The following is a 19,104-nucleotide window of genomic DNA, read 5'->3' as shown; positions in this document are numbered from 1 at the left end:
GGGAAGGTTTGAGTGCCTAGCGCCAGGAAGACTTGGATCGCGGTCGCCGCGATGTTTGCCTTGAATGGGGGACTGTTCGGCACCTGGGCGTCACGCATCCCCACAGTGGTCGAACGCCACGCCCTCGACGGCGGCCAGCTGGGGCTGCTTCTGTTGACCCTGGCCGCTGGCGCCATCGCCTCGTTCCCGCTCGCCGGACGGGCATCGGACACTTTCGGAGCGGCGCGTGCGACGCTCGTCATCGCACTGGCTTACACGATCGCGCTCGTACTGATCGCCGGCGCGCCCAACGTCTGGCTGACCGGAGCGGCGCTGTGCCTGTTCGGCGCCGGCCACGGGGGCATGGACGTCACCATGAACAGCTGGGCCGGCGAGGCCGAAAGGCATATCGCCAAACCGGTCATGTCCACGTTTCACGCTATGTGGAGCTTGGGCGCCGGCGTCGGGGCGGTGGGCGGCTACCTGGCGACATCGCTCGAGCTCGGTCTGATGGCGCATTTCGCCCTGGTCGGCATCGTGTTCTGGGCGCTGACAACCTGGCTCGCCGCCATCGGCTGGCCCTCGGAGACTCGCCAGCCGACCAAGGGCGCCAAACGCTTTCCGCTGCCTCACGGTGCGCTTTTCTGGATCGGTCTCGTCGCGATGTGCGCCGCGCTCGGCGAGGGCGCCATCGCCGACTGGAGCGCGCTGTTTCTGGTCAGCGTCACTTCGGCGACCCAGGCTCAGGGCGCGCTGGGTTACGCGGTGTTTTCAGCGGCCATGGTTGTCATGCGCCTGTTGGGGACGAGCGTTATCGTAAGGTTGGGGGAGGTCAATGTCGCCCGGATCGCCGGCTGTTCGGCGGTCGCGGGCGTTCTGCTGGCCGTCATCCCCGCCAGCTTCGCAGCGACACTGGCGGGTTTCGTGCTGCTCGGACTGGGCTACGCGCTGATCATGCCGCTGGCTTTCTCGCGCGCCGCCAACGATCCGGACACCCCGCCTGGCGTAGCAATCGCCAGCGTTGCCACGCTCGGCTATGGCGGCATTCTGATCGGCCCGCCGCTGATCGGCTTCACCGCGCACTTCATCACGCTGCACTACGCCTTCGCCCTGCTCGGCGTTCTGGCGCTGGTGATCGTCGTCAAGGCCTCGGCGCTGGGGCGCCCCGAATCAAGCGCCGCCCCGGCCGCCGAGAGACCTCGCCAGTAGCTTCTCGACCAGCGTTGCCAGGGGCACTGTTACAGGGTCCACGGTCACAGGGTCCACGGCATTCACTCCGTCAGCCGCGCCAACGCAAAACCGGCAATGGCGGTGTCCTGCACGCCGGTACCGGTGAGATCGCAGACGGTGATCTGCGAGTCGGAGGCACGTAGACTCTTGCCGCTGGCGATCACGCGGCCCAGCTCGTTGACGGTGAACGGGGGCTGGTGGCCGGCGTAGGCCTTGAGCTCACCGTTGTTCTCGCTCTGGGCGCGGGTATCGGCGACATAGTGATCGGCTCGTTCCATGACGGACGTATCCAGCTCACGCTTGTCCGGGCTATCCGAGCCCATGGCGGTGACATGAACGCCTTCACGTAAATGCTCGCCACTCAGCAGCGGCTCCCGCGACGGCGTGGTGGTAACGATGATGTCCGCCTCGCGGCAGGCCTCGCCGATATCGGTATGTACCGCCACGGTCAGCCCGTATTTTTCCTGCATCCGCGCTGCGTAGGATTCGGCCTTGGCGACATCCCGCGCCCAGACATCGAGGGTGTCGATGTCCCGCACCAGCATGAGCGCGGCGACCTGCAGCTCCGCCTGCAGCCCGGCGCCGAGTACGGTGACGCGTTTACTGTCGGCACGCGAAAGATACTTGGCGGCAATGGCGCCAGCCAGTGCGGTGCGAATATCGGTGAGGTAGCCTTCATCGAACAGCACCGCCTCGACCAGCCCGGTCTTGGCCGAGAACACGATCATCAGGCCGTTGAGACTCGGCAGTCCCAGTTTCGGGTTGTCGAAGAAGCCAGGGCTGACCTTGATCGCGAAGCGAGAATTGCCCTTGATATGCGCGGTCTTGACGTCGACCTCACCGTTGGCCTCCTCGATCGCCATCGACAGGATCGGCGGCTGCACCACGTTGCCCTCGCCCAGCGCGCGAAAGCCCGCCTCGACGGCTTCGAGCGCGGCGTGATCGAGACTGACGACGTCCTGAATCTGCTGGCGGTTATAGAGTTCCATCGGGATGACTCCTGAGTCCATTCGGTTGAATTCGTAACATCATTCGAGCGCTCAGCGCTCTGGATAGTCGATCAGGGTTTTCGCCCGCATCAGGTTTTCGGCGTCGACGCCATTGCCCGAGACGATCAGCGCCACCTTCTCGCCCCGAACGTCGATGCCGTGCTCCTCGATGGCGGCGAGCCCGACCGCGGCGGCGCCTTCCACCAGCATCTTTTCATGCTCGAAGAAGTGCAGCATGGCGCGGGCAATGGCCGTTTCCGACACCTGGCAATGATCGTCCATGACCTCGCGAACCAGCTCGAACGTGCAGCGGTTGTCGAGCCCGATCCCGCCACCCAGCGAGTCCGCCAGCGACGCTTCTTCCTCCACCTCGACCGGCTTGCCGCCGGCAAGGCTCTCGATCATTGCTGCGCCGCGCTGCATGCTGACGCCGGTCACGTGGACCTTCGGGTTGATGCCCTTGAGCGCGCGGCCGACACCACCGAGCAGACCGCCACCGGAAAGCCCGATCAGTGCACGGTCGAGCTCAGGGATATCTTCCATCAACTCTAGCCCGATGGTGCCTTGCCCCGCCGCGATCAACGGATCGTCGAAGGGCTCGATCAGCGCCATCCCCTCCTCGGCGACCAGACGCCGCGCCTCGACGAAGGCATCGTCCTGGGAGCGTCCGATGATCCGGGCTTCGGCACCCAGCGCCTCGATGGCCGCTACCTTGTTGGCCGGTACCAGTTCGGAGACGCAGATGATGGCGCGGGCGCCGAGCCGCTTCGACGCCCAGGCCACCGCGCGGCCATGATTGCCGGTGGAGGCCGTGGTCACGCCGCGCTCCAGCTGTTCCGGCGACAGCGACGCGATCTTGTTGAGCGCGCCTCTCAGCTTGAAGGCACCGCTCGGCTGCAGGGTTTCCAGCTTGAGATAGATCTCGGCATCGAAGCGCGTCGAGAGGCTCTGGGAAAGTATCAGCGGCGTCCGCGCCGCCTGGCCGGCGATGCGGCTTCGCGCCAGATAGATGTCGTGAAGCGTCACGGGGTCTGACATCGTTGAGCGATTCCCGATTGAGAAAATGGAAACGGCAGGGTGGACGTTTCCACCCTGCCGCAGTCTCGTGGCGCCATCAACACTCAGGCGTTCAGCTTGCCTTCGCGCGTCAGCGCATCAGTGATCTTGTCGACGGCTCGCTTGGCGCGGGCGATCACTTCATCCACCTGGCCACGATCGATCACCAGCGGCGGCGCGAAGCCGAGGATATCGCCGTTGGGCATGGCGCGGGCGATCAGGTTCTCTTCCATCGCCGCGGCCGCGACCCGGGCACCGACCTTGAGCGACGGATCGAATGGCGTGTACTCGCCCTTCTCCGGCGCGAATTCCAGTGCCGCCATCAGCCCCTCGCCGCGCACGTCACCGACCAGCGGGTGCTCGCCGAAGGTTTTCTTGAGCTGGGCATTGAAGTAGGCACCGGTCTCGGCAGCGTTACCCACCAAGTTTTCGCGCTCGATGATATCGAGATTGGCCATCGCCGCGGCGGCGCCCAGTGGGTGGCCGGAGTAGGTCCAACCGTGGCCGATCGGGCCGTATTCGCCGGTGCCATCTTCCAGTGCCTTCCACACCCGTTCGCCGACGATCACGCCGGAAAGCGGCTGATAGGCGCTGGTCAGCCCTTTGGCGATGGTCACCAGATCCGGCTTGATACCGTAATGCTGGAAGCCGAAATCGCTGCCCAGACGGCCGAAGCCGCTGACGACTTCGTCGGCGATCAGCAGGATGTCGTGGCGCTTCAGCACGGCCTGGATCGCATCCCAGTAGCCTGCCGGGGGCGGGATGATGCCACCCGTGCCCAGCACCGGCTCGCCGATGAAGGCGCCGATGGTTTCCGGCCCCTCGCGCTGAATCAGCGCCTCGAGCTGCTCGGCGCAGTAGGCGGAGAACTCCCGCTCGCTCATATCGCCCCGTTCCCGGCGATAGTAGTAAGGGGCTTTGGTATGTAGCACGCCATCGATGGGAAGGTCGAAATGCTGATGGAACGCGGGCAAGCCGGTCAGCGAGCCTGCAGCGATGCTGGAGCCGTGGTAGCCGCGCTGACGTGCGATGATCTTTTTCTTCTTCGGCTGTCCGGTGACGTTGTGGTAGTAGCGCACCAACTTGATCTGGGTCTCGTTGGCGTCGCTACCGGAAAGTCCGTAATAGACCTTGTTCAAACCATTGCCGGCGAGCTTGGCGATGCGTTCGGAAAGCGCGATCAGCGGCTCGTTGGAGTGGCCGACATAGGTATGGTAATACGCAAGCTCCTTGGCCTGGGCGTAGATCGCCTCGGCGATTTCGGTGCGGCCATAACCGATGTTGACGCAGTAGAGCCCGGCAAAGGCGTCGATCATCTCGCGGCCGTCGCGATCGACGATGGAGATCCCCTTACCACCGGTAATCACGCGTCCCGGCGCATCGCCTTGGGCGTAATCGCGCAGATGGGTGGACGCATGAAAAACGTGGCGGCGATCTTTGTCGATCAGGGTACGAGTATCGGTCATACGATTTCCTTACCGAAAGAGGATTGCTGCCGTGCTCGCACTATCGAGCGATATCGGAAACGGCAGCAATCCGGGCGGGCGCAGCGATCGGAACGATCCTTGTGTCATACCCGCGTTGAAATTCCTGAAACTTATGAATTGCTCGCCGACGGCATATTGCCCAGACAGTAGTACTTGGTATCGAGATACTCATCGAGCCCCGCAGCGCCACCTTCACGACCCAGCCCCGACTGCTTGACGCCGCCGAACGGGATCGGCGCGCCGGTCATCTTGACGCTGTTGACGCTGACCATGCCGTACTCGAGTCCGCGCATCAGCTTCCAGATCCGGCGCACGTCGTAGGTGTAGAGATAGGCGGCCAGACCGTATTCGGTGTCGTTGGCCAGCCGGAGAACCTCTTCGTCATCGTCGAACGCGCAGACACCGGCGACCGGCGAGAAGGTCTCCTCGCGGAACACGCGCATCTCCGGGGTGATGTCAGCCAGCAACGTCGGCATGAAGAAGTTCTCGCCGGGCGCCGGGCGCTCTCCACCCAGCTGGCGCGCGCCCTTCTGGATGCCGTCCTCGACGATACCCCGAGCGGAATCGACCGCACGCTTGTGAATCAGCGGGCCGATATCGCTTCCCTCCAGACCGTTGCCGACCTTCAGCGCCTGCATGTGCACCACGAAGCGTTCGACGAAGGCATCGTAGATCTTGCGGTGAACGAAGATGCGGTTGGCGGCGAGACAATCCTGCCCGGCGGTCTGGAACTTGGCGGCGACCGCTTCTTTCGCCGCGACATCCGGGTCCATGTCGTCGCAGACGATGAACGGCGCGTTACCGCCCAGCTCCAACGACATCCGCTTGACGCTGGACGAGCTCTGACGCATCAGCAGCTTGCCGACACGGGTCGAGCCGGTAAACGAGATGTTGCGGATGCGGTTATCGTTACAGAGCACTTCGGAAACGGTCGCCGGATCGCCGGTGACGACGTTGAATACGCCCGCCGGGATCCCGGCCCGCTCGGCCAGTTCGGCCAGTGCCAGCGCGGAATATGGCGTCTCGTTGGCCGGCTTGACGATCACCGTGCAACCGGCCGCCAGTGCCGCCCCCGCCTTACGGGTGATCATCGCCAGCGGGAAGTTCCACGGCGTGAACATCGCCGAGACGCCGACCGGTTCCTTGATCGTGCCCAGCGCCGCGTTGGGAATATGGCTGGGAATGGTCACGCCGTAGGCGCGCTTGGCCTCTTCGGCGAACCACTGAATGAAGCTGGCGCCGTAATCGACCTCGCCCCGGGAATCGTCGAGCGGCTTGCCCTGCTCGTAGGTCATCAGCAGCGCCAGGTCTTCCTTGTGCTCGTGCAGCAGGCGATACCAGGCGTGCAGCTTCTCGGCGCGCTCATGGACGTTGATCGCTCTCCATGCGGCGAAAGCATTCTCTGCCGCGGTCACCGTGTCGGTGATCTGGGCCGCTTCCAGCAGCGCGCAATGACCCAGAGTCTCTCCTGTGGCGGGATCGACGACCGCTTCTTCGCGACCCTCGCTACCGTGGGTCCATTTGCCATCGATATAGGCGTACTGGCGGAAGAGTCTGGGATCGTTGAGTTTCATATCGCCTCCTGCAGGGGTGTCGGCGGTGGGGCAGAACGGGTTGCCTATCCTGCGAATGCGACCATGGTATCGATTCGGCGGCAGGAAACTTTTCGTCTCGACCGCTTTGCGGCACGCTTTCTTTCGAAAGCCCGGTCAGGAGTTGCGGTTTTTTTGGCGGGATGTGCGACGGAACGAATGAGCCCGGCTTGGGCCGGGCTCATCGTCATTTTCCAGTCGCTTGTTCTCAGACCTGCGAATCATCAGCTTCGGAGAACACCGGTGGCCCTTCGCGCTTGACCGTCTTGGTGACGATGTAGGTGAAGTAGCGCTCGATACCCAGATCGGATACGAGCCAGGCATCGATCAGGCGTTGATAGGCGTCGATGCTGTCGGCGGCGATCTTGACCAGATAATCGACGCCGCCGCCGACCGCGACGCACTCGGCGACGGCGTCGGTCTCCCGAACCATGCGCTCGAAGCGGGCAAAGCTTTCGGCATTGTGCTGCTTGAGCTCGATCTGCACCCATACCGGCGTGCGCTTGACGATGGCATCGGGATTGATACGGGCGCTGTAGCCTTCGATGACCCCGGCCTTCTCCAGCCGCTTGACCCGCTCCCAGCAGGGGCTGACGGAGAGGCTGATCGCCTCCGCCAGCCGCGACTTGGTGATCCGGCCGTCGCGGCTGAGGATCTCGAGGATTTTGAGGTCATAGCGATCCAGTTTCATCGGTTCTGATCACGCTCGAGCGACTCGACCACTTCCGCGACCACGGCGATGGTATCGCCCATCCCCACCTTGGCCGGGAACCGCCGCGCGATCAGCACGCCGTCGCGCTGGGCGCGATACTCGACCGGTTCGGCCCCGGTGCGACTCATGTCGTAGACACGCGCCAGCACGTCGCCCTGCTGAACCAGTTCTCCCAGAGACACCGTCAGTTCCAGCAGGCCGGAATGCTCGCTCTGCACGTAGCAGCTGGCATCCGGCATATCGACGTAGATCATGGGTTCGGTCGGCTTCTCGATCTCGCCAGCCATCAACCCATAGTGAATCAGGAAGTTGCGCACGCCGCGCTCGGTCAGCGCCAGACTCTGCGGCGTCGAAGTACCGCCACCGCCGAGTTCGGTGGTGACGAAGGTCTTGCCCTGGGACTCCACCGCGGTGTCGTAAAGCTTGGTGGCATCGAGTTCGAACATCATCATCGCGTAGGGCGCGCCGAAGGCGACGGCGCCGGCGAGACTCGCGCGCTCCTGGGCGAGATCGTCGAGCCGGTGCGCCGCGGCGAACGGCACGATGTCCAGCGTGCGACCGCCGGAGTGCAGATCCAGCGCCACGTCGCACATCGGTACCAGCACCCGAGTGAAATAGTCGGCGATCTGACTCGTCACGCCGCCATTGGGGTCGCCGGGAAAGCTACGATTAAGGTTGCCGCCATCCAGCGGCGACGTTCGCTTGCCCGCTTCTGCCGCCGGCGTGTTCATCATCGGCACGATGATCACTCGGCCGCGAACCTCTTCGGGCTTGAGGGTGCTCGCCAGCTTGAGCAGCGAAGTGATGCCTTCGTACTCGTCGCCATGGTTACCGCCGGTCAGCAGCGCCGTGGGGCCTTCGCCGTTGGCGACCACGGTGATCGGGATCATCACCGCGCCCCACGCAGAGGTGTCGATGGAGATCGGCAGCTTGAGAAAACCGTGCTGAACGCCCTGGGCATCGAAGTCGACGGTGGCGCTGATCGGGCTGGGACGCAGGGTTGCGGACATGCGAACTCTCCTCAATGAAACGGATGACGCGCCGCAGCGAATCGCTAACAGGCGCGTCATTGAAAGGTAGCAAAATAGCCGGGCGGGGCGGATCCCGGGCGGGCCTCAGGCCCGCTATCCGGCCTCGTTCCACCAACGACCGGCGACTCTTGTTTAATGGACATATTTGACGAACAGCTGCCGCGGCTTATCTAACCAACAGCTGATCCGGTTTATTTGACCAGCAGCTGATCCGGCTTACTTGACGAACAGCTGGCGCGGAAAATTGCACAGCGGCTCGGCGCCATTCTCGGTGATCAGGATGCTTTCGGTGATCTCGAGGCCCCAGTCGTCCATCCACATGCCGGGCATGAAGTGAAAAGTCATGCCGGGCTCGAGAATCGTCTCGTCGGATGGGCGCAGACTCATGGTGCGCTCGCCCCAGTCCGGCGGATAGCTGATCCCGATCGGATAGCCGCAGCGCGCGCCACCCCGATCGAAACCGTACTTGTCCATCGCCGCACCCAGCGCCAGCGCGATATCGGCACAGCGATTGCCGGGCTTGGCCACCGCCAGCCCGTTGTCGATGCCTTCGAGCAGGGCCGATTCGCCGCGGATGAAATCCTGCGGCGGCTTGCCCAGAAAGACGGTCCGCGATAGCGGCGCGTGATAGCGCTTGTAGCAGCCGGCAATCTCGAAAAACGTACCCTCGCCCTTGCGAAACGGGGTGTCGTCCCAGGTCAGGTGCGGGGCGGCGGCGTCGCTGCCGGTGGGCAGCAGCGGCACGATCGCCGGATAGTCGCCGCCATGGACCGTGCCATGCTCGTCGGTCCAGCCTTCGGTGCCCACGCGGTAGATCTCGGACACCAGCTTGCTCTTGGCCAGGCCCGGTTCGATCATCTCGATGATCCGCGTGTGCATGCACTCGACGATTCTCGCCGCCGTGCGCATGTAGGCGATCTCCTGCGGAGACTTGATCGCCCGGCACCAGTTGACCAGCGCCGTGGCATCGATCAGCTGCGCGTGTGGCAACTCCTTGAGCAGGCTGACGTAGGCCTTGCCCGAGAAGTAGTAGTTGTCCATCTCCAGCCCGACATTGCCGGTATGCCAGCCATATTCCGGCAGCACCGACTGGGCCAGATACTCCATCGGATGCATGTCCGGATTCTGAACATAGTAGTCGGGGTAGTAGCGCACGCGCTCGGCGTCCATCCAGCAGGTACGCCAGGCACCGTTGGCGTCCTGGCGCCGCCCGTACCAGACTGGCTCGCCTTCCAGGCCCACCAGCACGCACTGATGCACATAGAACGACCAACCGTCATAACCCGTCAGCCAACCCATGTTGGAGGGGTCGCTGACGACGAGAACATCGATTCCGCGATTCGCCATGGAAACGCGCACTTTGTGCAAACGGCTGGCGTACTCTTCACGCGAGAAAGGCAAGGAAACCTGAAACATGGCGCCACTCGACTAACGGGACTGAATGATCGAGACATCGGCCATCGAGGGGTTCGGGTCGAATGTCCTGCCGCTTGCCGACCGGGTGAGAAATTGTCATGATTTAAAACGTAATATTCATGACAATTATCGGTCAATGCATCGAAGACGATAGTAGCATCGTCGCTCAGCGTGCCGTCAAAGGCTTTATTGCATCATGACAATCGACCTGACGCCCTTCCTTGGCGGCCACGGCCCCAAATACCTTTCCATCGCCCGCGCCCTCGCCGAGGCGGTCCGCCACGGCGTGCTGACTCCGGGCATGCGCCTGCCGACGCATCGTGAGCTGGCAGAGACGCTGGGTGTCAGCGTGCAGACGGTATCTCGGGCCTATGAACAGGCCGAGAAGAGCGGTCTCGTTCAGGCGCGTGTCGGCAGTGGCACCTGGATTCGCGATGCCGAAGGCGACTCCGAAAACGAGTACCTGCGAGCACCGGCGGCGGTCACCGATGCCGCCCCCATCGATCTGTCGATCGCCCATCCGGTGTGCCCGCCGTCTCATCATCGACGCTTCCGGCAAGCGCTGGCGGAACTCGCGGAAACGGCCCACGCCGACGTCATCGGCGCCTGCCGGCCGATCGCCGGTCTTCAGCACCAGCGCGAACGCGCCAACGCCTGGCTGAAGGAGCGTCTCGGCGTGCCGGGCGAGACCGACGATCGGCTGCTCTGCAACGGCGCCGCCCATGGGCTGATGCTGGCGATCGCCACGGTCGTACAGCATGGCGATATCGTGCTGACGGAAACGCTGACCGACCACGGTCTGATCGCGCTGGCCCGCACGCTCGGCTTCCAGCTCCATGGCGTGGCGATCGACGAACAGGGCGTCATTCCCGAAGCGCTGGAGGCGGCCATCGTGAAATTCCGTCCGCGCGCGGTCTGTCTGACGCCGACCCAGCTCAACCCTACCGGCGCCACCATGGAGAACGCCCGGCGCGATGTCGTGGCCGATATCCTGCTGCGTCACGATGTGTGGCTGATCGAGGACGACGTCCATGCGCTACTGGAGCCCGCGGGATTGATCCCGTTGACCGCCCGCCTGCCCCAGCAGAGTTTCCACGTCACCAGCCTGACCAAGGCGACCGTCCCCGGGCTGCGCGCCGGCTATCTCAGCGTGCCCCGTGGGCAGATGCATCACACGTTGCCGAGACTGCGCGCGACCAGCTGGATGGCAACGCCGCTGGTCTTCGAAATTGCGGATTACTGGCTGGCCAGCGGCATGGTCGACACCCTGGCGCATGAGCAGCGCCAACTGCTGGCGGAGCGTCAGGCACTGGCCGCCCGCAAGCTGGCGGGCCATGCCATCGAATCGCGCCCCAGCAGCCTGCATATCTGGCTGGCACTGCCCGAACCATGGCGAGCGGAAGAGCTACAGCAGCAGGCACGCCAGGAAGGCGTCGCCATCACCACCGCGCAGCCGTTTCTGGTCGAACAGTCCGCGATGCCGCGCCGCGTGCGTATCAGTCTGGGGGCCGAGCCGGACCTGGCGCGTCTCGCCAGCGGGCTGGACGTGCTGAGCCAGTTGATGGGCGAAGCGCCGCCGCCGATGCTGGAAATCGCTTATTGACCTAGAGAGCGATGGTTTATTTTTTACCTCTGAGCTGAAAACCCCGCGCCCAACTACACAAAGACGGAGCCGAGATGCGAGTCCTGATCTATCACAACGATGCCGAGCAATGGCGCCAAATTCTGCACGAGCGCCTGCCGACCGCCGAAATTTTCGTCGCGAAGGACAGCGGCAACCCGCAGGTCGATTACCTGGTCGCCTGGAAGCCGCCAGCCTCAGTTTTCGACGAACAGACGGCGCTCAAGGGCATCGTCAATCTGGGTGCCGGGGTGGATGCCCTTTTACAGAACCCTTCGCTGCCCCGCGAGCTCCCCATCGTCAAGCTGCGCGACGCAGGCATGGGCGAGTTGATCGGCGACTATGCGCGCTACGGCGTGCAGCATTTCCAGCGCGACTTCGACCGCTACCGACGCCAGCAGGCGAAGAGCGAATGGCGCGAGGTTCCGGTCGTCGACAAGCCCGACTGGCCGATCGGCGTGCTGGGTCTCGGCGCCATCGGCACCCGGGTGGCGCAGATGCTCGCCGCCGACGGTTATCCGGTCCTCGGTTGGAGCCGTTCGCCCAAGCAAATCGACGGACTCACCTGCCATCACGGCGACGACGGGCTCGACACGCTGCTGCGACAGGTCAAGACGCTGATCACCCTGCTGCCGGACACCCCGGCCACGCGACACATCATTGACCGCGACAATCTGGCCAAGCTCCCCAATGGCGCCAGCCTGATCAACCCCGGTCGCGGCACGCTGATCGACGAGCCCGCCCTGCTCGATGCACTGGGTGAAGGCATGGAGGGAAACGAAGGCCACCTGCGCGGCGCCCTGCTGGACGCCTTTCCCAATGAACCGCTGGCAGCGGACAGCCCGCTATGGCGCCACCCGCACATCCTGATCACCCCGCACATGGCCGGACCGACCCCGATCGGCGCTGCCGCCGATCAGGTCGCCGACGCGCTGGACGCGATGTCGAAAGGCAAGGCGGTCGAGACCATCGACCCCGAGGCGGGGTATTGATCGACAGAGATAGTAATTTCGAGATGCAACCTGAATTCATCGGAAGACGGTGATAGCCTCTGTTTCACAACGTAAGTCGCGATAAACAAACGGGCTAAGTCTGTCCTCGGGGGATTGGGTGAACAAGAAGACGCTTACCGAACGCGATATCTGTACCAAGTTCATCACGCCAGCTCTAGAGCAAGCTGGCTGGAACATTCAGACTCAAATTCGCGAGGAAGTCTCGTTCACCAACGGCCGTATCATCGTGCGCGGGCGATTGCATACTCGCGGCAAAAGACGCCGCGCCGACTACGTGCTCAGCTACCAGAAGAACCTGCCCATCGCCATTATCGAGGCCAAGGACAACAAGCACAGCCTCGGTGATGGGATGCAACAAGGGTTGGCGTACAGCGATGCGCTGGACGTACCGTTCGTGTTCTCCAGTAATGGTGACGGTTTTCTCCTCCACGACCGAACTGGTCTCGCAAAGCAGACCGAAACCACGCTGACACTCGAGGAATTTCCCTCACCGGAAAGCCTCTGGGAGCGCTACTGCCAGTACAAAGGTATTCCCAACGATACCCGCGCGGTGGTCGAACAGCCGTATTACGACGATGGCAGCGGCCGCGCGCCTCGTTACTATCAGACCGTCGCGATCAATCGCACGGTCGAGGCCGTAGCCAAGGGTCAGGACCGCATTCTGCTGGTCATGGCGACAGGTACCGGCAAGACCTTCACGGCGTTTCAGATCATCTGGCGCTTGTGGAAATCGAAACAGAAAAAGCGAATCCTCTTCCTCGCCGATCGCAACATCCTGGTCGACCAGACCAAGAACAATGATTTCAAATCCTTCGGACAGGCAATGACCAAGGTCACCAATCGTACGGTCGATCCGTCGTACGAAATCTACCTGTCGCTCTATCAGGCCGTCACCGGTAACGAAGAAGAGAAAAACATCTACAAGCAGTTCTCGCCGGAATTCTTTGATCTCGTCGTCATCGATGAATGTCATCGCGGCAGCGCCGCCGAAGACTCCGCCTGGCGCCAGATACTCGATTATTTCAGTGCCGCCACCCACGTCGGCCTGACTGCCACGCCCAAGGAGACCAAAGAGGTTTCCAATATCGATTACTTTGGCGAGCCGGTTTATACCTACTCTCTCAAGCAAGGCATCGAAGACGGCTTCCTCGCACCCTACAAGGTCATCCGGGTCGATATCGACAAGGACCTTCAGGGCTGGCGACCGAGCAAAGGGCAAGTCGACGCCCTGGGCCAGGAGATCGAGGACCGTATCTACAACCAGCGGGATTTCGATAAACAACTGGTTCTCAAGAAACGCACCGAGCTCGTCGCGCGCAAGATTACCGAATTTCTGAAAAGTACCGACCCGTACCAGAAGACCATTATCTTTTGCGAGAACATCGATCACGCCGAGCGCATGCGCCAGGCGCTGGTCAACCTCAACCCGAAGCGGGTCGCCGAGAACCGCAAATACGTGATGCGCGTCACCGGCGACGAGAACGAAGGCAAGGCCGAGCTCGACAATTTCATCGACCCCGAATCGCGCTATCCGGTGATCGCCACCACCAGCAAGTTGATGACGACCGGCGTCGATGCCCAGACCTGCAAGCTGATCGTGCTGGATCAGCGAATCCAGTCCATGACCGAGTTCAAGCAGATCATCGGCCGCGGCACGCGCATCAACGAGGAATACCACAAGCACTGGTTCACCATCGTCGACTTCAAGAAGGCCACCGAGCTGTTCGCCGACCCGGATTTTGATGGCGATCCGGTTCAGATCTACACGCCGAGCGGTGATGACCCCATCGCGCCCGACGATGAAAGAGAAGAGGACGAGATCGAGCCCGGTGACAGTGCGGAAGAGCCAAGCGCCGCTGGCGTAGAAGAGACTCAAGGCGGTTATGACGTGGAAGATGGCGCGACGTGGGAATCCGACGATGTCGGCATGCCCGAGCCGCCGGAACCACGACGCAAATACATCGTGGACGACGTCGAAGTCAGCATCGTTGCCGAGCGCATTGAGTACCTGGGACCGGATGGCAAACTGATCACTGACAGTCTACGGACATATACCCGGAAACAGCTCCAGAATCAGTTCGCCTCGTTGGATGACTTCCTGCGCCGGTGGCATCACGCCGATCGTAAGCAGGCGATCCTCGATGAACTGGCAGAGCAAGGCATTTTCTGGGAAGCGCTCGCGGAAGAGCTGGGCAAGGAATGGGGCGACACGCCCGACCCGTTCGATGTGATCTGCCATATCGCCTTCGATCGCCCACCGCTGACTCGGCGCGAGCGGGCGGAGCAGGTCAAAAAGCGTGATATTTTCACCCGCTATGAGGGCCAGGCCCGGCAGGTGCTGGAATCTCTGGTCGACAAGTATGCCGATGCCGGTATCGAACCCATCGAGAACCCCAAGGTGCTGACGCTATCGCCCTTCCGCGAGTACGGCGCGCCGATGGAACTGGTCAACGCCTTTGGTGGCAAGCCGGGCTACACCAAGGCCATCAACGAACTGGAAGAGGCGCTTTACCACCCCATTGCCTGACAAGGCTGATATCCTGCCGCCCTTTTCATGGCCCGTCGTCACCGCCTTCGGTTGATCACGATATTTTCCGACCCAGCCACGCTCGTCGCCAATCGCGCTGGATCGATTTTTTGGACAGAGAATCCCATGAGCATCTCCACCACGATCAAATCCATTCAGGACATCATGCGCAAGGACGTGGGCGTCGACGGCGACGCCCAGCGCATCGGCCAGATGGTCTGGATGCTGTTTCTCAAGATCTTCGACGACCGTGAGCAGGAATGGGAGATGTTCAACGATGCTTACCGCTCCCCTATTCCCGAACGGCTGCGCTGGCGCCACTGGGCCGCCGATGCCGAAGGCCTGACCGGCGAAGACCTCAAGCGCTTCATCGACAACGAACTCTTCCCCGGCCTGCAGCAATTACAGCCGATCGGCGACGATGCCCGTGGCGTAGTCATCCGTAATGTGTTCGAAGACGCCTACAACTATATGAAGTCCGGCCATCTGCTGCGCCAGGTGATCAACAAGCTGCAGGACGGCATCGACTTCAATACCCAGGCCGACCGCCATCAGCTCGGCGACATGTACGAACAGATCCTCAAGGACCTGCAGAGCGCGGGTAATGCCGGTGAGTTCTACACGCCCCGCGCCGTGACCGAGTTCATGGTCAATCGCGCCGATCCCAAGTTGATCGAGACCGTGCTGGACCCGGCCTGCGGTACCGGCGGCTTCCTGACCTGCACCATCGAGCACAAGCGAAGCCGTTACGTCTCCACACCGGATGACGAGCAGACGCTCCAGCGCAGCATCTTCGGCTGGGAGAAAAAGCCGCTGCCGCATCTGTTGGCGACCACCAACATGATCCTTCACGGGATCGAGGTACCCAGTCAGATCCGCCATGACAATACCTTGAACCGCCCTTACCGCGACTGGGGCCGCAGCGAACGTGTCGACGTGATCGTTGCCAACCCGCCCTTCGGCGGCACCGAGGAAGACGGCATCGAGAACAACTTCCCCGCCGAGCTGCGCACGCGCGAAACGGCGGACCTGTTCATGGCGCTATTCATTCGCTTGTTGAAGGATGACGGCCGCGCCGCCGTGGTGCTGCCGGACGGCTTCCTGTTCGGCGAAGGCATGAAGACCCGGCTCAAGGAGCGCCTGCTGAGCGAGTGCAATTTGCACACCATCGTTCGCCTGCCCAACGGCGTGTTCAACCCCTACACCGGCATCAAGACCAATCTGCTGTTCTTTACCAAGGGCCAGCCGACCGAGAACGTCTGGTACTACGAGCACCCCTACCCGGAAGGCTACAAGAGCTACAGCAAGACCAAACCGATGAAGTTTGCCGAGTTCGCCACCGAGATCGACTGGTGGGGAGACGAACGCGACGGCTTCGCCAGCCGCGTCGAGACCGAGCAGGCGTGGAAGGTCGGCATCGACGAGATCAAGGCACGCCACTACAACCTGGACATCAAGAACCCGCACCAGGGCGAGCAGATCAATCACGACCCGGAAGAGCTACTGACGCAATACGCCCAACAGCAGGCGGAGATTCAGCAACTTCGCGACCAACTTAAGATGATTCTGGGCGAAGCGCTGAACCGGAACGACGCGGAAAATCCGGCAAACCCGGAGAGTAAGGCATGAGCGCGCAGCACCTAATTACCGATCATCTCGACCTCTGGACCGGCGCCGTCACCCACAAGCGCAGCGCCGGAAGAGGCTCGGGAAAGAGCGGAAAAGTCGAACTGACCGGCATCAAGAAACTGCGCGAGCTGATTCTGGAACTGGCCGTGCGCGGCAAGCTTGTCGAGCAAGACCCGACCGACGAACCCGCCAGCGTGTTGCTGGAGAAAATCGCCGATGAGAAGGCGCGGCTGGTCAACGAAAGGAAGATAAAAAAGTCGAAGGAAGCATGGGAAGTAGCAAGAGACAAGCTTACCGAACTTCCAGAAACTTGGAGATGGGTAGCGCTTGGTGAGCTAGTTAGCGTCATGGATGCCGGCTGGAGCCCTGCTTGCCCCCCAGAGCCCGCACGGGAGAGTGAATGGGGTGTTCTGAAAACTACTTCCGTTCAAATCATGAGCTACTTCCAGCAGGAGAACAAGCGGCTACCGGAAGGCAAGGAACCCAAGTGCCAATATGAGGTTAAAAGCGGCGACATACTGATCACCCGCGCCGGCCCCAAAAACCGAGTCGGAATCTCATGCTGGGTAGACAAGACACGTTCAAGATTAATGATCTCAGACAAAATTATCAGATTCCATCTCATTGATGCTGCGATGTCTGGACCTTTTATCTGCCTCTGCCTCAATGCCGGCCTCACCAGGCAATATCTGGAACGCGCCAAGTCTGGCATGGCTGAAAGTCAGATGAATATTTCACAAGACAAGCTAAAAGCAGTCCCAATCCCTCTGTGCCCAGAAAATGAACAACACCGCATCGTCGAAAAAGTCGACGCGCTAATGGCCCTCTGCGACCGTCTTGAGCAGCAGACCGGCGATCAACTGGAAGCTCACGAGGTGCTGGTCGATACCCTGCTCGACGCCCTCACCCGCTCCGCCGATGCCGCGGAAGTGGCCGAGAATTGGGCCCGCATCGCCGAGCATTTCGACACCCTCTTCACCACCGAGGCCAGCATCGACAAGCTCAAGCAGGCGATTTTGCATTTAGCAGTTAATGGACAACTCATTAAATTTAAGACAGAGACTTTAACCTTGAAGAACATACTGTCTTTTGGACCTAAAAATGGCTTATCTCCTAAAGAAATCAATTACGATACTGGCACCAAAGTCTTAAAACTAGGAGCCACAAGTAGAGGAAAGCTGGACATCGATGAAAGTAAAAATATTGACATTAATATTAATTCATCATCACATCTCTGGATTGAAAAAGGAGACATCCTGATTCAAAGGGGAAATTCTTCAAGCTATGTAGGATGTAATATTGTAGTTGAAAGCGATCAACCGGGGATTATATATCCGGACCTTATGATGAAAATCAGAACGAATGGTTTAGCCAACCCAAAATTCATCTCTTACTCATTATCTTCTATGGATTCAAGAAGGTTTATGTGGAGACACATGACTGGGACTTCAGGAACAATGCCAAAAATAAGCAAAAAAACTGTTGAAGAAATCCCTATCAAGCTGCCAAGCCTAAACATTCAAATGGAAATCGTTGAGATTTTAGAAAACCTTTTCAGCTTTTGTGAAACGTTAAAAGCCAGTATCCAAAAAGCAAACAACATCAACACTAAAGTTGCTGAAAGCTTGATGGGGCGAGCTAAAAAATGAGCGAGCATGGGAAAAAAATTGAAAAAGCAACCGAGGACATTGACTATTTTTCAAGAAACAATCACCTCCATGAAGAAATAGATAACGATGAGAATATTAGCATAATCATAAAAAAAGGCGATGAAGAATATGAATTAAAAGAAAAATCAAAGGCACTTTTTTACGGAGCGCCAGTTGAATACGAATTGCAAATTAGCGCCATGAAAAATACATACAGACAAAAAATCTTGAGATCTGATGAATACGAAGACAATGAGCAAAATTACGGAAAACTTATAACTCGAATAAGAAACAAATCGACCATAATACCCTTTATAGGAGCGGGCTTCTCGGTTTCGGCAGGATGTCCTTCATGGTCGGATTACATAGAAAGCCAAGCTAAGAAAGCAAGACTTCCCGCACAATCCATTAAAGAAAGAGTTAAAAGTGGTTGCCATGAGGAGGTGATGAGCGAAGTTATCGAAGCTCTCACTATGGATAGATTCAAGAGGGATTTCGAACTATCTTTCAACAATAACAATATTTCTCCAGAACTAAGCCCATGCAGAGCTCTTGGCAACCTATTTGGAAAATGCATTGTAACAACCAATTTTGACAGAGTTATTGAAGAAAGCATATATCCTCCATTTATAGAAAAAGCAGTTGGAAGAGAAGATTCTGGTCGCTTCATCAAAGCAATGTTTTCAGGCGAAAGATATTTACTCAAACTACATGGGAACATTGACGAAGAGAAGGATAGAGTTTTAACTCAAGAAGAATACAACTCTGCCTACGGAGCAGATGGTATTAACTGGAGCCACCCAATTCCTTGGAAGCTCAAAAAAATATTCGAGTGCTTTTCGGTTATTTTCTTGGGTTGCAGCCTAATAAACGACAGGTATTTGAAAGTTTTAGCGGAATTACAAAAAGAACAAAAAGAATTCATGCCTGACCATTTTTCCATACTTACTGCGCCGGATGATGATGACGAAAGAATCAAGCAGGATGGTTTTCTAGCCAGTTTAGGGATAACGCCAATTTGGTTTACAGCAGGGGACTGGGAAGCCCGGCGGTCTCAATGACCAAGCGCAACACGTGACCCATCAGGTACGGTGTTGCCATGAACCACTGCTATCGCCATCTTTCTGCTGAAGACCGGGCCGCCATCATGATGATGCGAGCCACGCATTCGAT

The 19,104-nt window shown here is 59.9% G+C and carries 14 protein-coding genes; 7 read left to right on the top strand and 7 right to left on the bottom strand.

Translation table 11 applies throughout. The features are described 5' to 3' along the window. The first annotated feature begins 12 nt into the window (after positions 1 to 12). Entirely contained in the window at positions 13 to 1,188 is a 1,176-nt protein-coding gene (locus ACUN9V_RS13650) for an MFS transporter (RefSeq protein ID WP_445511776.1), read from the top strand. A 62-nt stretch (positions 1,189 to 1,250) separates the two neighbouring features. On the opposite strand, the gene ACUN9V_RS13645 is transcribed toward ACUN9V_RS13650, so the two are convergent. The 7 genes from ACUN9V_RS13645 to doeA form a co-directional block, all read right to left on the bottom strand. Beyond that, the gene (locus ACUN9V_RS13645) at positions 1,251 to 2,198 is read right to left on the bottom strand and encodes a cyclodeaminase (RefSeq protein ID WP_445511775.1); all 948 of its coding nucleotides are present in this window, start codon (positions 2,196 to 2,198) and stop codon (positions 1,251 to 1,253) included. 51 nt (positions 2,199 to 2,249) lie between these two features. Next, positions 2,250 to 3,236, bottom strand: a complete 987-nt coding sequence (eutB, locus tag ACUN9V_RS13640; RefSeq protein WP_445511774.1) for a hydroxyectoine utilization dehydratase EutB — start codon at positions 3,234 to 3,236, stop codon at positions 2,250 to 2,252. Positions 3,237 to 3,319: 83 nt separating this feature from the next. Beyond that, positions 3,320 to 4,720 (bottom strand): aminotransferase, encoded by a 1,401-nt coding sequence (locus tag ACUN9V_RS13635; RefSeq protein WP_445511773.1) that lies wholly within the window; start codon positions 4,718 to 4,720, stop codon positions 3,320 to 3,322. Between the two features lie 131 nt (positions 4,721 to 4,851). Next, positions 4,852 to 6,315, bottom strand: coding sequence for an NAD-dependent succinate-semialdehyde dehydrogenase (locus ACUN9V_RS13630; protein WP_445511772.1), 1,464 nt, complete (start codon positions 6,313 to 6,315; stop codon positions 4,852 to 4,854). 226 nt (positions 6,316 to 6,541) lie between these two features. Next, the gene (locus ACUN9V_RS13625; RefSeq protein ID WP_445511771.1) at positions 6,542 to 7,024 is read right to left on the bottom strand and encodes an Lrp/AsnC family transcriptional regulator; all 483 of its coding nucleotides are present in this window, start codon (positions 7,022 to 7,024) and stop codon (positions 6,542 to 6,544) included. Beyond that, entirely contained in the window at positions 7,021 to 8,055 is a 1,035-nt protein-coding gene (doeB, locus tag ACUN9V_RS13620) for a N(2)-acetyl-L-2,4-diaminobutanoate deacetylase DoeB (protein WP_445511770.1), read from the bottom strand. Before doeB ends, ACUN9V_RS13625 begins: the two co-directional genes overlap by 4 nt. Positions 8,056 to 8,292: 237 nt before the next feature. After that, positions 8,293 to 9,492, bottom strand: a complete 1,200-nt coding sequence (gene doeA, locus ACUN9V_RS13615) for an ectoine hydrolase DoeA (RefSeq protein WP_110691380.1) — start codon at positions 9,490 to 9,492, stop codon at positions 8,293 to 8,295. Positions 9,493 to 9,688: 196 nt separating this feature from the next. On the opposite strand from doeA, the gene ehuR reads away from it, so the two are divergent. From ehuR to ACUN9V_RS13585, 6 genes are all read left to right on the top strand, one after another. Next, entirely contained in the window at positions 9,689 to 11,095 is a 1,407-nt protein-coding gene (gene ehuR, locus ACUN9V_RS13610) for a MocR-like ectoine utilization transcription factor EhuR (RefSeq protein ID WP_445511769.1), read from the top strand. A 74-nt stretch (positions 11,096 to 11,169) separates the two neighbouring features. Continuing rightward, complete coding sequence (locus ACUN9V_RS13605) at positions 11,170 to 12,105, top strand: 2-hydroxyacid dehydrogenase (RefSeq protein WP_445511768.1); 936 nt, start codon at positions 11,170 to 11,172, stop codon at positions 12,103 to 12,105. A gap of 118 nt (positions 12,106 to 12,223) precedes the next feature. Next, a complete protein-coding gene (hsdR, locus tag ACUN9V_RS13600; protein WP_445511767.1) occupies positions 12,224 to 14,653 on the top strand; it encodes an EcoAI/FtnUII family type I restriction enzme subunit R in 2,430 nt (809 codons plus the stop codon). A 126-nt stretch (positions 14,654 to 14,779) separates the two neighbouring features. Further along, complete coding sequence (locus tag ACUN9V_RS13595; RefSeq protein ID WP_445511766.1) at positions 14,780 to 16,282, top strand: N-6 DNA methylase; 1,503 nt, start codon at positions 14,780 to 14,782, stop codon at positions 16,280 to 16,282. Beyond that, the gene (locus ACUN9V_RS13590; protein ID WP_445511765.1) at positions 16,279 to 17,931 is read left to right on the top strand and encodes a restriction endonuclease subunit S; all 1,653 of its coding nucleotides are present in this window, start codon (positions 16,279 to 16,281) and stop codon (positions 17,929 to 17,931) included. Before ACUN9V_RS13595 ends, ACUN9V_RS13590 begins: the two co-directional genes overlap by 4 nt. Further along, positions 17,928 to 18,992, top strand: coding sequence for an SIR2 family protein (locus tag ACUN9V_RS13585; protein ID WP_445511764.1), 1,065 nt, complete (start codon positions 17,928 to 17,930; stop codon positions 18,990 to 18,992). The genes ACUN9V_RS13590 and ACUN9V_RS13585 overlap by 4 nt, the downstream gene beginning before the upstream one ends. Positions 18,993 to 19,104: the final 112 nt, after the last annotated feature.

The sequence above is a fragment of the Salinicola sp. V024 genome (genome assembly GCF_052645315.1).
The sequence above is the reverse complement of the archived record's forward strand: the minus strand, read 5'-3'. Positions and strand labels throughout refer to the sequence as shown.

Excerpts from the sequence above, each read along its gene's own strand:
- eutB (WP_445511774.1), bottom strand. The coding sequence starts at position 3,236 with ATGTCAGACCCCGTGACGCTTCACGACATCTATCTGGCGCGAAGCCGC.
- doeA (WP_110691380.1), bottom strand. The coding sequence starts at position 9,492 with ATGTTTCAGGTTTCCTTGCCTTTCTCGCGTGAAGAGTACGCCAGCCGT.
- ACUN9V_RS13595 (WP_445511766.1), top strand. The coding sequence starts at position 14,780 with ATGAGCATCTCCACCACGATCAAATCCATTCAGGACATCATGCGCAAG.
- ACUN9V_RS13635 (WP_445511773.1), bottom strand. The coding sequence starts at position 4,720 with ATGACCGATACTCGTACCCTGATCGACAAAGATCGCCGCCACGTTTTT.
- ACUN9V_RS13590 (WP_445511765.1), top strand. The coding sequence starts at position 16,279 with ATGAGCGCGCAGCACCTAATTACCGATCATCTCGACCTCTGGACCGGC.
- doeB (WP_445511770.1), bottom strand. The coding sequence starts at position 8,055 with ATGTCCGCAACCCTGCGTCCCAGCCCGATCAGCGCCACCGTCGACTTC.
- ehuR (WP_445511769.1), top strand. The coding sequence starts at position 9,689 with ATGACAATCGACCTGACGCCCTTCCTTGGCGGCCACGGCCCCAAATAC.
- ACUN9V_RS13645 (WP_445511775.1), bottom strand. The coding sequence starts at position 2,198 with ATGGAACTCTATAACCGCCAGCAGATTCAGGACGTCGTCAGTCTCGAT.
- ACUN9V_RS13625 (WP_445511771.1), bottom strand. The coding sequence starts at position 7,024 with ATGAAACTGGATCGCTATGACCTCAAAATCCTCGAGATCCTCAGCCGC.
- ACUN9V_RS13630 (WP_445511772.1), bottom strand. The coding sequence starts at position 6,315 with ATGAAACTCAACGATCCCAGACTCTTCCGCCAGTACGCCTATATCGAT.
- ACUN9V_RS13605 (WP_445511768.1), top strand. The coding sequence starts at position 11,170 with ATGCGAGTCCTGATCTATCACAACGATGCCGAGCAATGGCGCCAAATT.
- ACUN9V_RS13585 (WP_445511764.1), top strand. The coding sequence starts at position 17,928 with ATGAGCGAGCATGGGAAAAAAATTGAAAAAGCAACCGAGGACATTGAC.